Origin of the sequence: Scrofimicrobium sp. R131, assembly GCF_040256745.1 — a bacterium.
GTDB classification, from domain to species: domain Bacteria; phylum Actinomycetota; class Actinomycetes; order Actinomycetales; family Actinomycetaceae; genus Scrofimicrobium; species Scrofimicrobium appendicitidis.
In genome coordinates this window covers 752,715-766,470 of record NZ_CP138335.1, presented here as the reverse complement: position 1 = coordinate 766,470, position 13,756 = coordinate 752,715, and the positions used below count along the sequence as shown (strand labels likewise).

The window sequence follows — 13,756 nt, the reverse complement described above, 5'->3', positions numbered from 1 at the left end:
TCTACCTCGCCCCGCCGTACACACCGCGGTCTTGATCGCGAATTACCTGACCGGCTTCCAGTTCAATCACCCGTTTGCGCAGCTGATCCACGACTTTGGCGTCGTGGGTCGCCATCACCACGGTGGTCCCGGTCCGGTTAATCCGGTCCAGCAGGCGCATGATCCCCAGGCTGGTCTCGGGGTCCAGGTTCCCGGTCGGCTCGTCCGCCAGGAGCAGTTGGGGCCGGTTCACCATTGCACGCGCGATCGCCACGCGCTGCTCCTCCCCTCCGGACAGCTCCGAGGGCAGGCGGCGCTCTTTGCCCTGCAACCCAACCAGCTCCAACACGTCGGGCACGGCCGACTGAATCGCGTGCTTTGGTTTGCCAATCACCTGCATCGCCAAGGCGACGTTTTCGTAAACGGTCTTGGACTGCAGCAGGCGGAAGTCTTGGAAGACCGTGCCAATTTGGCGCCGAAGCTTCGGGACGCGCCAGTTCGACAGTTGCCCGACATCTTGGCCCAACACCCACACGTGGCCGGAGTTGGCCCTTTGCTCACGCATCACCAGTTGCAGGAACGTCGACTTCCCTGAGCCGGACTTTCCCACCAGGAACACAAATTCTTCCCTGACGATTTCCAGGGACACGTGGTCCAAAGCCGGACGCGCCCCTTTTGCGTAAACCTTGGTGACGTTCTCGAATCGAATCATCTTCACTCTAATTTGCCGGGCGAGGCAGCTCTATGGGCACAGCCTGCCCAAAGCACCGCCGATGGTCCTTCTCAGACTAGGCCCGCGATGCGCCGCACCAAGCCAGCGACACGCCGCCTCCCCCACCCTGACCGCGAGGTTCACCTGAGGCGAAGCTCACTGAGCGAGTGAATTAATCCTCTTGCGCGCTGCTCTTCCGCCAGCGGATGCCGGCGTTGATAAAGTCGTCGATTTCGCCGTCAAAGACCGCGCTGGTGTTGCCCGATTCCTGCTCGGTCCGCAGGTCCTTCACCATCTGATACGGGTGGAGCACGTAGGACCGCATCTGGTCCCCCCACGAGGCTTTGACGTCGCCCTTCAGCTCATCCTGCTTGGCTTTTTCCTGTTCGTGGCGCAGCACCAGGAGGCGTGACTGCAGCACCCGCAGGGCGGCCGCGCGGTTCTGGATCTGTGATTTCTCATCCTGCATTGAGACCACAATGCCGGTGGGAATGTGCGTCATCCGCACTGCCGAGTCCGTCGTGTTCACCGACTGGCCTCCCGGGCCGGAACTGCGGAACACGTCAATTTTCAGTTCCGACTCCGGAATCTCAATGTGGTCGGTGGTTTCGATCAGTGGGATCACCTCAACCGCGGCAAACCCGGTCTGGCGCCGACCCTGGTTGTCGAACGGGCTGATCCGCACCAGCCGGTGGGTGCCAGCCTCCACAGACAGGGTGCCGTAGGCGTAGGGGACGTCCACCTCAAAGGTGGCGGACTTGATCCCGGCCTCCTCGGCGTAGGAGGTGTTCAGCATCTTGGTTGGGTAGCCGTGGCGCTCGGCCCAGCGCAGATACATCCGCAGCAGCATTTCCGCGAAATCGGCCGCGTCGACGCCGCCGGCCCCGGAACGAATGGTGACCACCGCGAACCGCTCGTCGTACTCCCCGTCCAGCAGGGTGCGGATCTCCAATTGGGCTAGGTCATCTTTCAGTTTGGCCAGGTCCGAGCCGGCCTCAGCCAGCAACTCGGCCGCCTCGTCGGTGTCGGTCGACTCGTCCGCCATCGATACCATGGCTTCCAGGTCGTCGATCCGAGCCTGGGTTTTCTCCAGCCGTTCGAGTTCACTTTGCAGGTGGCTGAGGGCCGAGGTCACCTGCTGCGCGGTGGCCGGGTCGTCCCACAGGTTCGGGGCGACCGCCTCGTCTGACAGACGCTGAATCTCAGCCCGCATCCTCTCCGGACGGGACACAGCGACGATGTTGTCCATCACTGACTGCAGGTGGCGGATCTCCTCCGCGAACTCGATACTCACCTCACCAGGTTAGCGGATCAGGTCAAACAGATCGCCCCCAGGCCGAGTCCGGTGGTGGGCCTCACTGGCCGTCTTAGGCGGGAATCACGGCTTTTGGCGCGTGCCAAACGTACACCTGTGCCCGTTCCCGGTAACTTGAAGTCATGGAACCTTACAAGAATCCCCTTGAGTTGGCGGCGCTGGCTTCCGCCGCACTTCCGGGCCTGCAGGTGGTCTCAGTCCTGGGTGAGCAGGCGATTGGCGACACGGTTTCCGCCACCCGGGTGGGTGATTCGGAGGGCAACTTTTGGAATGTCGTTGCCTATCGCACCAACTTTCAGGATTGGCAGTTGGGGGTGATCCAACAGAGCTACGCCGCCCTGCACCAACTGGGCGACGCGGGGGTCCTACCCTTTGCGGTTCCCCGCCTGGAGGGGGTCGCCCCGTGCGGCCCAACGGGGTTCGTGGAGGTGTTGACCGTGACGGCGGGACGCCCGATTCGCGAGGCGGAGCTCAGCAAGGACGGTCTGTTGGCCGCCTCCTTGGGGCGCGCCCTGGCAGCGTTGCACAATGTCAGTCCCACCGAGTTCGACTCACTACGGATTGAGCGGTACACCCCCGACCAGATTCGGGCTCACTACCTGGAGATGCTCGCTTCGGTGGGGCGCGAGGTGGGCGGGCGTCTGCGGAAGCGGTGGCTGACCGCGCTCAGGGAGGACGTGCTGTGGAATTTCGACCCCACCCCGGTTCACGGGCAGTTGACCTCCAACTCGATCCTGATTGGCGGCGGAGCCGTCCTGTCGCTCACCGATTTTGAGGCTTTGTCGATTGGGGATCCGGCCCTTGATTTGAGCTGGCTGCTGCCGGTTGTCTCAGACCAGTTCCTGGATCGGATGTCGGGATCCTACTCGCTGGCTCAAGATCGGACCGACCTGCACATTTTCACTCGCGCCCAGCTTCACTCGGAACTGGCCCTGCTGGATTGGTTGCGGGAAAGTCAGGAGGAGGGAGACCGGGACGCGGTAGCTCAGGCCGTTCAGATGATGACGGAGTTGGAGGCCGACCTGGCCGGGGCCATGCTGGTCAACCCAACCCGGCCGGTGGTCGAGGTGAATTTCGAGGCGGCCGACGAGCCGCTCAATCGGATTGCCCGGGCCAGCCACGTGACCGAGTTGGAAACGCAGGAACACTCGCCCGAGCCGGCTCTCAGCCCGGACGAGGTGGCGACCACCAGCCTGTCCACCGGCGAGGTGCTGGCGCCCGATTATCCAACGCCCAATGATCCAGTGTCCAACGACCCAGCGCCCGCCGAGACAGATTCTTTGCGGACCGAGTCGGCCGCGTTCCAGTACCTGCGGGCCCGCGAGGCCAGCGCCGACGATCGCACTGAGGCAATTGAGTATCCGGATGACGGCCTTTGGTCCGGTGTGGAGTTGGAGGACGCAGACTCGCCCTCTTACGAGTATCCGCGGGGCGAATCGGACGACCGGGACTAGTCCGAACTCAACTCCCGTTTCCACCGGCGGGCAATCTCCTCCACTGACAGGGGACTCCCCGCCCACTGCCGATGGGCGGCTCGCAGCTGATCCAGCTTGATCATCTCGGTCCGGTCCGGCCGAACGAAGACCAGGGCCGCCTGCACCGGATGCTCCGGACCGTGCCGGCGCTGCCAGGCGGCCGTATAGACCTCAAGTTGCACCAGGTAGCGGATGATCTCCGCCCGGTCGATTGCCTCCACCCGATCCAGGTCGGGGATTCGCCCGGTTTTCCAATCCACCAGCCAACTGCTGGAATCGTCCGGATCGGTGAAGACCGCGTCTACCCGGCCGCGGACCAGCAGACCACCAAGGTCCAGATCGAAGGGAACCTCCACCCCTTCCACCCGCAACCGGCCGAGCCACTCCAAGCCGGTGAACTGGGATTGTAGTTCCCCCAATACTTGCCGCTGTTCCGGATCCAGCACCGCGTCCGCCCCGAGGTCCTGATCCGCCCCTCCGAGCGGCAGCAGGTCCTGGCCGGGCTCCTCCTCACTGGCGCGAGCCGAAGCGCGCCGCAGCACACTTTCCACCCACTGGTGGAATGCGGTTCCGATCGCCGCCGCCGGCATGGGCCGGGCGGGCAGTGGCCGGCGCAGTTCCACCCACGGATCTTCAACCAGGTCCAAGCGGGCCAGCTCGGTCGCAGAGAAGGCCCGGTCCCCGGCAGCGGCCAGCTTCACTTCGCGCCGCGCCCGCTCGGACCGGCTCAACCGACGAAGGGCCTGCCGGTCCTCGTGTTCGCGCAGCAGCACCTGCATCGAGGTGGCCAGCTCTTGGTCCGGCAATGATGCCAACAGGTCGGCGGGGCGCCATCCGGAGCCGCCGGACAGGAGCGCCAACTGCTCCTCCACCTTCGCAGCCGAGAGGGAGACCCGCTTCCGGAGCGGACCCGGTTGAATCGGGAAGACCGCTTCCGTTTCGACCTGCATGAACTCCTGAACCTGAACTGCGGTCGGGGGGTCGTCCCGCCGGCTATCCACCCCGGGCACTTCCTCCGCTTCCTGGTAGAACAGGGACGGATATCGGCGGGTTTTGGCGCCGTGGTACCAGGCTCCGGTCAGGAACATCCGGGTCTTGGCCCGGGTGAGGGCCACGTAGGCTAGGCGCCGGTCCTCCGCCAACTGGTACTCCCCCAGACACGTCTTGAACTCGGTAAAGACCTTGGTGAACGCCTCGTCACCGGCCCACGCATCCGGGTTGGGTAGGTGTTCGTGGTCTCGCCGCGCCGGATAGGGCAGTTCTCCCAGATTCTGCCACCAACCGGAGACAGTCGGGGGCATGGGCGGTGGGGTGGCCTTGACGGACCCATCCGGCTGGTCGACAAGCTTGCCGGGTTGCCCCCCGGGGAAGTGCCCACTTTGCATTCCCACAATTGCCACCGTGTCCCACTCCAGGCCTTTGGCGCCGTGAATGGTCAGCACCTGCACCGCCTCCGGGTTGGGTTGAACCGTGGGCAACGGCAGGCCCCGCTCAAACTGGTTCGCCGCCGACAACCAGGAAAGGAAGCCTCCCATCGTTGGCTGCACTGCACTGTCGACATAGTCCTGGGCGGCCCGCGTAAACGCATCGAGCACTTCGGTCAGCCCGGCCAGGTCGCCAAGGGCAAACGCCTGCTCATCCAACTGGAGGATCCGACGGGCGTTCTCAACCTGGTCGACGATCGGCCAGTCGGCTGCGCGGCGCATGGCCCGCAGTTGGCGACCCAGGCGGACAATCCGTTCCCGACCAATCGCCGAGATCTGCTCGGCTTCGGACAGCTCCAACCGCTGAGCCTGGGGTCCACTCAGGTAGTCCACCGCGTCGATCAGCAGCGGCACCTCCCGCCGGTCCGGCTGCTCGGAGTTCTTGGGTTTGGCCCGCCGGGCCAACTGTTTGGCCAGCCGGCTGAGTGCCCACAGGTCTTTGGAGCCCAAATCCAGGTTCGTGAGTAGGCGCATGATCTGGCTGGACCGACCCAGGTCGTGGCAGATCTCCAGGGCAGCGCGAACGTCGAGCACGGCCGGGTGCAGCAGCAGCCCGTCGTCACCACCGGTTTCGGCCGGAATCTCGGCCGCGCGGCACGCCTCCAGGACCGGAGCCATCAGCCGACGGTTTCGGCACAGGACTGCCGCGGTTGGTCGCGGCAAACCGTTCTTCTCCGCCTGCCGGTAGGTGTCCCGCAAGAATTCAACCACGTCCTGGATCGACTCGGTTTCAGTCTGCCGGTATCGGAGCGTTACCTCCCCGGTTGGGGCTTCGGGCCGCGGCTGCAGAGTGGGTGAGAAGACCAGCTCTTCGCGCATGGTGGCCGACTCAAGCCAGGCGGGGGGCCGGGCCAGATCCTGCGCCACCCGGTTGGCTACATCGAGAATCAGGGTGGAGTTGCGCCAGGCGGTGGACAGGCTCAGCGTGCCGCGCGGGGCACGCCGGTTCTGGGTGAAGTAGCGATGGAAGTCGTTGAGTGAGGCTGCCGAAGCCCCCCGCCAACCGTAAATGGCCTGGTTAGGGTCACCCACCGCCGTCACCGGGTGGTCGGCAAACAGGGCCGATAGGAACCGCAGCTGGGCCACCGAGGTGTCCTGAAACTCGTCGAGGAAGACCACCTGGTGCCGGTCTCGCAGTTCAGCCCGGGCGGTGGGCAGGTGCTCGACAATTCGGGTGGCCAGCAGGACCTGATCCGAGAAATCCAAGCGCCGTTCCTCGCGTTTGCGCTCTTCAAATGCTTCGATCACCGGCAGCAGGGCGAGGCGTTCGCGGTTGAGGTCGCGTCCTGCGGCCAGGGGTTGGGTGAACTTGGGGGCTTCCTCATCATGCTCGCGGGCATTGAACCGCTGATCGATCCGCTCCAGCGCGCGGCGGGCCTCCGCCAGCGTCATCGCCTGGTTGGCAATGGCATCGCGCAGCTCCAGGGCCGCCGTGGTAATTGTGCTCAGCTCTCGGCCCTCCGAGATCCGCGTGGGCCACTCTTCGATGATGGAGTACATCAGCTGCCAGCTGGCCGCCGCCCCCAAATGGCTGAAGTCGGTCGGGATTCCCAGCTGCGGACCGAACTCTCGAACCACGTCCAGGGCGAAGGAATCGTAGGTGGTGGCCGTAGGCGAAGATTCGAACTCCAGCGCACCGAGGTCCGACCCCGCTTCCAGGCGCAGTTGCGCCAGCCGGTCGCTAAGCCGGGCAGCCAACTCGGCCGCGGCCTTCCGGGTGAAGGTCAACCCGAGAATGGCATCGTCTGGAATCCCCTGGGTGGCCGCCAGGTAGACGGCCCGCAGGGACATTGTTTCGGTCTTGCCGGACCCGGCCCCGGCCACCACCAGCAGGGGCGTGGCCACCGATTCCCCCTCCCGGTCCAGCCGGAGCGGGTAGGTAATTACTTCGGCTTGTTCGGGCGTGGGTTGATGGACGCCGAGTTGCGCCACCAACTGGCTGAGCTCGTCGTTACGGGACACTGCGGACCCCCTCGTCTTTCAGTGGGCACACGGCCAAGAACTGACAGGTCCGGCAGTTCCCATTGATTTCATCTGGCCGGAAGGTGGGGCCGTGCATCCGCTGGGCCAGCTGGTCCAGGTGCTCCCGTTTCGCGCCGGCTTCCTCGTCGGTTAGCGGAAGTTGGGCTCGGAGCAGACCGGACTTTGCGGGTGCCGCCACCGTCAGCAGGCCGGCCTCGGCAATTGCCAATTCCTCGCGCAGCGCCAGCTGGTAGCTGACCAACTGCCAGTTGGATTCTACCGCCTGGGCGGATGGAGCCGTCTTCATGGTCTTGATGTCGACAATTCGAACGGCTCCGTCGTCAAGGAACTCCAGCCGATCGACCCGACCGTAGACGGTGGCGTGCTCCAGTTCGGTCCGGACCTGTCGTTCCACCTCAACCGTTCCGGGCACTCCGGCCACGTAGCTGGCCAAGACGTCCACCCAGTTGACCATTTGCTCCCTGGTGCGCTGGACCCACCATTTGTTCTCATCCAGTTCCAGTGCATCCCACTGCCGGGCGAACTCGGCCTGCAGTTCAGCCCGGGATCCGTGCGGGTACGCTTCCGCCACCGCGTGAATCAGGTTTCCCTTGTCGGCGGCCCCCAGCGGGGTCGGGGTGAAGATGCCCGCTCGATCTTCCCCGTAGGCGCTCTGCATGAACCACCTGAGCAGACAGTTCTCACCGGTCTCCACCTGGGATGGGCTCAATCCTAGTTTCCCGTCCACGATCGGTTCACCGGCGGCGCTGATCCCCCCGGCGCCCACCCAGGTTCGGGGGTCGGCGCCGTCAATCCCCGCCTCGGCCAACACCGCCAGCAGCGCGGCAGCCTGCGTCTGGTCTGCACTGCTGAGCTGGGGATCGACGGTGGCGAAGCGAAGCCGGCCCACCAGGGCATCCAGGTCAAACGGCGGCGGGACTTCGGTGGGAATCACCTGGCCGTCCTCGGTCCGGAAGTCCGGGACCGCCCCCTGTTTGGCCAGGTAGTTCAGAAAACTAGAGACCGCGTCTTCCTGACTTTCCACCGCCACCAGGTAGAGCCGGTCCCGAGCTCGTGAGCAGGCCGAGGCCAGCAGTCGGGCTTCGTCCTTGCGTCGTTCCAACCGGTACTGGCGCTGATCCAGTTGCAGCCGCAGCAGGTCGGGGTCCAGCCGGCCGAGGAACTCTTGCGCCTGCCCGGCAGTGGCACTGACCGGAAGTTCGGCTAGGAGCTGCTGGAGGCGAGCCAGGTGGAACAGTCCGGATAGTCTGGGTCGAGGCGGCCAAGCCCCTTCCTGCAGGCCCACCACGTACACCACATCCCACTCTCGGCCCGCGGCTTGGGCGACGGTCAGGACTTCCACCCCGGGCTCTCGCAGCCCTCCGGTCGCGATCGAGTCGGCCGAGACGGTCTGCGCCCACAGTTCTTCGGCGAATACCCGGGCGGAAGACTGCGTCCCCTGCCCCAGCGCGGCCCGCTGCTGCTCCCACAGGTCGGCCCGACGAAACAGGCCGGTGACCGCGTCGAGTCGACTATCGGACCGCTCGGCCTCCACCCCGTCCCGAAGGGCCTCCTGCTGCCACTGCTGGGCCACCCCGGCCGCCTCCCACAGGCGCCAAAGCCCGCCCTGCGCACCATCGGCGGCCGCCTCCTCACGCGCCAACCAGACTGCGCTGGCCCGTTCGAGCCGGTCTCGCAGTTCGCGCGGGAGGCCCGCACCAGCGGGAACCAAGTCGGGTTCCTGCAACCAGCTGAGCAGCGTGTCTGCAAGGGACTGATCCCCCCGCTGATCCTGGCGCAGCAGCTGATACAACTCCAGCCGATCCACCTGCACCAACGCGGAGAACAGCAGTTCCTGGGCCAGTTGGGCCGGGTCCTCCGTCGGCAACAGCAACTGCAGCAGCATCGCCGTGACGGGGATCTTAGAGAACTGGAGGGCCCGCTGCCCGGGGGCCAGGCGAACCCCGGCCCGCAGCAACTGGCGCTGCAACTGGTCGATGTCCCCGGCCTGTCGGACCAGGACCGCCTGTCGGTCCCAGCCGATCCCATCGAGATAGTGGTGGCGCCGGATTTGCTGGGCCAGCCAGCTTCCCCGCCGACCGGGTCCGGTCAGAATTACCGCCTGGGCGGCCCCGCCGCTGACCGCGAGCGGCTCCGGCTGCACCCTGGGCGCCGTCCACCGGTCAATCGCCGACACCACCTGGTCCAGGTCCGGGTTGAGGCGCCACTGCCGGGTGAGGGTGAGGACCGGCCAGCCACGTTCGCGGGCTAGGCGGGGCCCCAGATCGTAGCGGGCCCCCCGAAAGGACCCGGTGGCGGTAGCCGGGGAGCAGGTGGCGACAATCTGGGCCCCGGCCCCCTGCATGGCCGTCAGCAGCTTCGCGGTGGCCGGGGTACAGTCCTGCAAATCATCCACCAGCACCCACCTGGGAACCGGCGGGCAGGCGGTGACGCCCTCCTGGGGGGCACGCTCTTCCCAGTGTTCCAGCAGGCTGGCGGCCACCAGCTGAATCCTGGCGGAGTCAATCCGCGGCGTGCGTTGATCAAAGGCGCAGCCTTCCACCCCGGCGTAATCGCTGTAGGCAGCCGCCGCCAACTGCCAAGCCGGCACACCCGCTTCCCGGGCCAGGTCCGCCAACGCCGGCCCGTCCAGCCCCGACTCACCCAGGCGGGCCACCAGGTTTCGCAGTTCCATCCGGACGGCCTCGCTGTTGAGGGCGTCGGCGGGCAGCAGGTCGGGCCAGTCGGCGCCATGCTCACCGAGCCAGCGGGCAAACCACAGGTCTTCCTCTGCCCCGCCTGTCAGTTTCGGACGCGGGAGCGGCTCCTCCCGTTCCAGAGCCCATTCCGACAGCACCAGGTAGGCGTAGGAGTTGGTTCCCCGCACGACGCGGTGTCCGCCGGGAGCGGTGATGGCACCCAGCAACTCGCTGGGCACCTCCCGCTCAAATTGGGCCGCGCGCCGCCGGTCAGGGGTTAGGACCAGGAATGGAGCCCAGTCCCACCCGTCCCGGTCCTCCGTCATTATCCAGTCGATCGCCCGGTGCAGGAATTGAGTCTTGCCCGTGCCGGGTCCCCCCTGCACCAGGAAGCTCTCCCCGGTGCGGAGCAACTCCAATGGTTCAGTCACGGTCCCCTCCTCTCACTTCCAGCCACTGCGGTCCAACTGCATCCAGTGTGCCCGATCGCTCCGACAGGTCGAGTTCGCCCTGGGCACAAGCCGCACCAGGCGTTCGCAATCCCACCGAGAGCTTCGTACCATTACGGTAGGACAGATTATGGAGGTACCGATGAAAATTGAGATCCGCATGCGCCACGGCGGCCAGCTGGACTTCGAGACTGCTGCCACCGCGGAGCAGCTTCGCGAACTGCTGAAGCAGGAAGACGAAATCCTGGACCTGACCGACTCGAAGGGCAACCGCGCCCTGATTCCGATCCACGCCATCTCGTTCATCGTGATTCCCCACGAGCGCGAAATGCGCGTGGGCTTCGCGCGGGCCTGAACCTGACTGCAGCGGCACCTGGGACCCACCGTCTCAGGTGCCCGGTCAGTTACGGCTGCAACCCCACGGCCTCCAGCCGCTCCTGGTGGCGCCTAATCGTGGCGGCCACCACCGCGTCGACCGTGTCCGGGTCCACCGCGAGCTCCGGATAGGTGAACAGGGTGGCCCGCAGCAGGCCAAACGCCTCGCCCGCCACCCGACGCGCCCACAGCGACAGTCGGGCTGCCAATTGGGGATCCTTTTCCGTCAGCGGGGCCAGGTGCTCACGCACCCACAGTCCCTGGCCGAAGTCACCGTCCCATTCCTCCTCAACAAACAGCTGGTGCCGCTCGTTAATGTCGGAGAGCGCATCTGAGAATATCCCCAGCGTGACGTAGGTTTTGACCGACCGCTCCCACCAGTTGGAGGGGCGGGTCCGCGCATCAATTTCGTCAAACAGGCCGGCAAACTGGGAGGCCTGCTCAATCAGGTCAAACCCGTTTTCGGCCGCGAACCGCTCCAGGTGTTGAAACTCACGAAACGCCTGTGCGGCCATCCGCGCATGTTCGACGTGAAACTCGGTGCTGGGTGCCTGATCCCCGTCCTTGGCTAGGCGCGTCATCGCGGCCAAAGCAGAGAAAGCTAGCAGTCCAACCAAATTCTTTGTGCCCTCATCGAGGGGAGCTGACGACGGGACCGGGGGTACCAGCGGAGCAGTATTGTCGGTGGCGTTCATGCCTCAAGCCTAACCTCTTCCCGGCACAACCGTTAGACTTGGAGGGAAATGGTGTCCGGTCGTATTGAGACTGTGAGTTTTTGCCGTCGGTAACGAAAACCTTCGAACCCCAGACGGCCTGGAAGATGCTTCCATCTGATATGCACGATCGGCCCGCAACTGGTGTAAAAGACCTGCGCGAAAGGCAGATTTGTGACTGAAGAACTAAAAACTGACCAACCTTCGACTCCTGAGGCGCGCGACTTCGCCTCGTTCGGGATTCGATCCGAGGTGGTGGAGGCTCTGGCTGAGCAGGGCATCACCCACCCGTTCCCCATTCAAGCTCTGACCTTGCCCGTGGCGCTGACCCGCCACGACATTATCGGTCAGGCCAAGACCGGCACCGGCAAGACCCTTGGGTTCGGCCTGCCGCTGCTCCAGCACGTCCACGGCCCCGACGACCCGGAGTACGCGGCGCTGTCCCACCCGGGCCTGCCCCAGGCGCTGGTGGTGCTGCCCACTCGTGAACTCTGCAAGCAGGTGGGTGAGGACCTGCGGGCCGCCGCCAAGCATCTGAGCGTGCGGATTGTCGACGTCTACGGCGGCGTGGCCTTTGAGCCCCAGATCGAGGCCCTCACCCGCGGGGCCGACATCATCGTTGGCACCCCCGGCCGGCTGATCGACCTGTCGCGCCGGAAGATCCTGAACCTGTCCCAGGTGCACTCGATCGTCCTGGACGAAGCTGATGAGATGCTGGACCTCGGGTTCCTGCCCGACGTCGAGCGCCTCCTCTCTTCCATTCACCACGACCACCACGCGATGCTGTTCTCCGCGACCATGCCCGGCCCGGTGATCGCGCTGGCCCGCCGGTTCATGACCCAGCCGACCCACATTCGGGCGCAGGACCCGGACGACCAGGGGGCCACCGTCGCTACGGTCGACCAGTTCATCTACCGCTGCCACGCGATGAACAAGGTGGAGGTTATCGCCCGGATTCTGCAGGCGCGCGGGCGCGACCGGACCATCATTTTCACCCGCACCAAGCGCAGCGCCGCCTCGCTGACCGAGGAACTGACCGAACGTGGCTTCGCGGTCGCCGCCCTGCACGGGGACCTGGGCCAGGGAGCGCGCGAGCGGGCCCTGCGGGCGTTCCGGAACCACAAGGTGGACGTCCTGGTGGCCACGGACGTGGCTGCCCGCGGCATTGACGTGGACGACGTCTCCCACGTGATCAACTACCAGTGCCCGGAGGATGAGAAAACCTACCTGCACCGGATCGGCCGGACCGGCCGGGCCGGCGCCTCGGGCAATGCCATCACCTTTGTCGACTGGGACGACGTTCCCCGCTGGGGCCTGATCAACAAGACCCTGGACCTGGGCCTGCCCGAGCCGGTGGAAACCTACCACACGTCCCCGCACCTGTACGAAGACCTGGACATCCCCACCGACGTCACCGATCGGCTGCCCCGCTCCCAGCGGAAGCTGGAGGGGCTCCAGGCGGAACGGCTGGAAGACATCGAGGGCAAGGGGGGCCGAGGCCGCCCCGCCAAGTCCGGCCGGGGAAGCTCCAACGGGCGCGGCCGGGGCCGGGATCAGGGCTCCTCCCGCTCGGCAGCTCCCGAAGCTAAGTCGACCCGGAGCCGCCAGCGGCGCCGCGTGCGAAAGTCCGACTCCGACTAGGAGGAAAAGCCGAGCTGGCTCAGGGGAGTCCCCTCGGCCAGAATTTGCTCAAGCACCGCCTGGGAGGTGAGGTTTTCCCCCAGGCGGTTTGGCTTGCCAGTCCCGTGAAAATCCGACCCGCCGGTGAGGGCGATCCGCCAGCGGTGGGCGAGTTGGTCCAGGGCTAGCCGGTCGGCCTCGTCGTGCTCGCGGTGGTCTCGTTCCAACCCGAACAGGCCCGCGTCCACCATGCCTTCCAGCACCTCCTCCGGCAGTGGGAGCTGGCGCCCCCGGGTGCGGGGGTGAGCCAGGACCGGCACCCCGCCGGCCGCACGCACCAGCTCAACCATGTCGCGCGGGTCGGGTGCCCACTGCTTGACGAAGTAGGGTCCCCGATGGCTGAGGATCGTCTCGAAGGCGGCCGTCCGGTTCGGCACCACCCCGGTCGCAACCAGCAGGTCAGCCACGTGGGGTCGTCCCCAGGGCGTTGCCTCCCCGGTCGGTGCCGGCAGCGGTTGGCTGGCCACGAGGCGCTCCCAGGTGATCTGGGGATAGTCGGCAGAAATGTTCTCAACAATTTGGCGGAGCCGGTTTTCCCGGGCGGAGCGAATCCGGGTCAGCGTCTCCTGGAGTTGAGGGTGGCTGGGATCGGGCAGGTAGGCCAGCAGGTGGGCTGAGTTTCCCCGGTACGAGGTGGAGATCTCCACTCCGGGCACGACCAGGAGCCCGGTCTGCCCGAGGTTGGCTTGGACCGCGGGACCAACCGTCGTGTCGTGGTCGGTAAGGGCAAACCCGGACAGGCCCGCGCGCTCGGCCAACTCTGCCACCCGGGCGGGTGAGTCGGTGCCGTCGGAAATGTCGGAATGCACGTGGCCATCGAAGCGGATCATGGCCCCAGTTTAGGGCGAGCCGGTCCCGGTGCCGAGGCGGTCCTCCCCCAGCGAACCGGTTGGTTTCAACCTGTCGGACGGCA

The 13,756-nt window shown here is 65.9% G+C and carries 9 protein-coding genes; 3 read left to right on the top strand and 6 right to left on the bottom strand.

What is annotated here, in order from left to right; translation table 11 throughout:
• Position 1: 1 nt before the first annotated feature.
• Together ftsE and prfB are read right to left on the bottom strand one after the other, a co-directional pair.
• Positions 2 to 691, bottom strand: coding sequence for a cell division ATP-binding protein FtsE (gene ftsE / locus SAC06_RS03550; RefSeq protein ID WP_350258840.1), 690 nt, complete (start codon positions 689 to 691; stop codon positions 2 to 4).
• A gap of 172 nt (positions 692 to 863) precedes the next feature.
• Complete coding sequence (gene prfB / locus SAC06_RS03545) at positions 864 to 1,985, bottom strand: peptide chain release factor 2 (RefSeq protein ID WP_350258839.1); 1,122 nt, start codon at positions 1,983 to 1,985, stop codon at positions 864 to 866.
• Between the two features lie 143 nt (positions 1,986 to 2,128).
• On the opposite strand from prfB, the gene SAC06_RS03540 reads away from it, so the two are divergent.
• Positions 2,129 to 3,460, top strand: coding sequence for a phosphotransferase (locus SAC06_RS03540; RefSeq protein WP_350258838.1), 1,332 nt, complete (start codon positions 2,129 to 2,131; stop codon positions 3,458 to 3,460).
• Here SAC06_RS03540 and SAC06_RS03535 read toward each other — a convergent pair.
• Positions 3,457 to 6,927, bottom strand: coding sequence for an ATP-dependent DNA helicase (locus SAC06_RS03535; protein WP_350258837.1), 3,471 nt, complete (start codon positions 6,925 to 6,927; stop codon positions 3,457 to 3,459). The genes SAC06_RS03540 and SAC06_RS03535 overlap by 4 nt on opposite strands.
• Entirely contained in the window at positions 6,917 to 10,057 is a 3,141-nt protein-coding gene (locus SAC06_RS03530) for a PD-(D/E)XK nuclease family protein (protein ID WP_350258836.1), read from the bottom strand. Before SAC06_RS03530 ends, SAC06_RS03535 begins: the two co-directional genes overlap by 11 nt.
• A 160-nt stretch (positions 10,058 to 10,217) precedes the next feature.
• Between SAC06_RS03530 and SAC06_RS03525 the strand changes: the two genes are divergently transcribed.
• A complete protein-coding gene (locus tag SAC06_RS03525) occupies positions 10,218 to 10,430 on the top strand; it encodes a DUF3107 family protein (RefSeq protein WP_350258835.1) in 213 nt (70 codons plus the stop codon).
• 49 nt (positions 10,431 to 10,479) lie between these two features.
• On the opposite strand, the gene SAC06_RS03520 is transcribed toward SAC06_RS03525, so the two are convergent.
• A complete protein-coding gene (locus SAC06_RS03520; protein WP_350258834.1) occupies positions 10,480 to 11,145 on the bottom strand; it encodes a ferritin-like fold-containing protein in 666 nt (221 codons plus the stop codon).
• A 192-nt stretch (positions 11,146 to 11,337) separates the two neighbouring features.
• On the opposite strand from SAC06_RS03520, the gene SAC06_RS03515 reads away from it, so the two are divergent.
• Positions 11,338 to 12,804 carry a DEAD/DEAH box helicase gene (locus SAC06_RS03515; RefSeq protein WP_350258833.1) on the top strand — a complete coding sequence of 489 codons (1,467 nt, stop codon included), beginning with the start codon at positions 11,338 to 11,340 and terminating at the stop codon, positions 12,802 to 12,804.
• On the opposite strand, the gene SAC06_RS03510 is transcribed toward SAC06_RS03515, so the two are convergent.
• Positions 12,801 to 13,673, bottom strand: a complete 873-nt coding sequence (locus SAC06_RS03510) for a PHP domain-containing protein (RefSeq protein WP_350258832.1) — start codon at positions 13,671 to 13,673, stop codon at positions 12,801 to 12,803. The two genes, SAC06_RS03515 and SAC06_RS03510, sit on opposite strands and share 4 nt — an antisense overlap.
• Between the last annotated feature and the right edge of the window lie 83 nt (positions 13,674 to 13,756).

Coding starts and splice junctions, on each gene's coding strand:
- ftsE (WP_350258840.1), bottom strand. CDS start 691: ATGATTCGATTCGAGAACGTCACCAAGGTTTACGCAAAAGGGGCGCGT.
- SAC06_RS03540 (WP_350258838.1), top strand. CDS start 2,129: ATGGAACCTTACAAGAATCCCCTTGAGTTGGCGGCGCTGGCTTCCGCC.
- SAC06_RS03525 (WP_350258835.1), top strand. CDS start 10,218: ATGAAAATTGAGATCCGCATGCGCCACGGCGGCCAGCTGGACTTCGAG.
- SAC06_RS03520 (WP_350258834.1), bottom strand. CDS start 11,145: ATGAACGCCACCGACAATACTGCTCCGCTGGTACCCCCGGTCCCGTCG.
- SAC06_RS03510 (WP_350258832.1), bottom strand. CDS start 13,673: ATGATCCGCTTCGATGGCCACGTGCATTCCGACATTTCCGACGGCACC.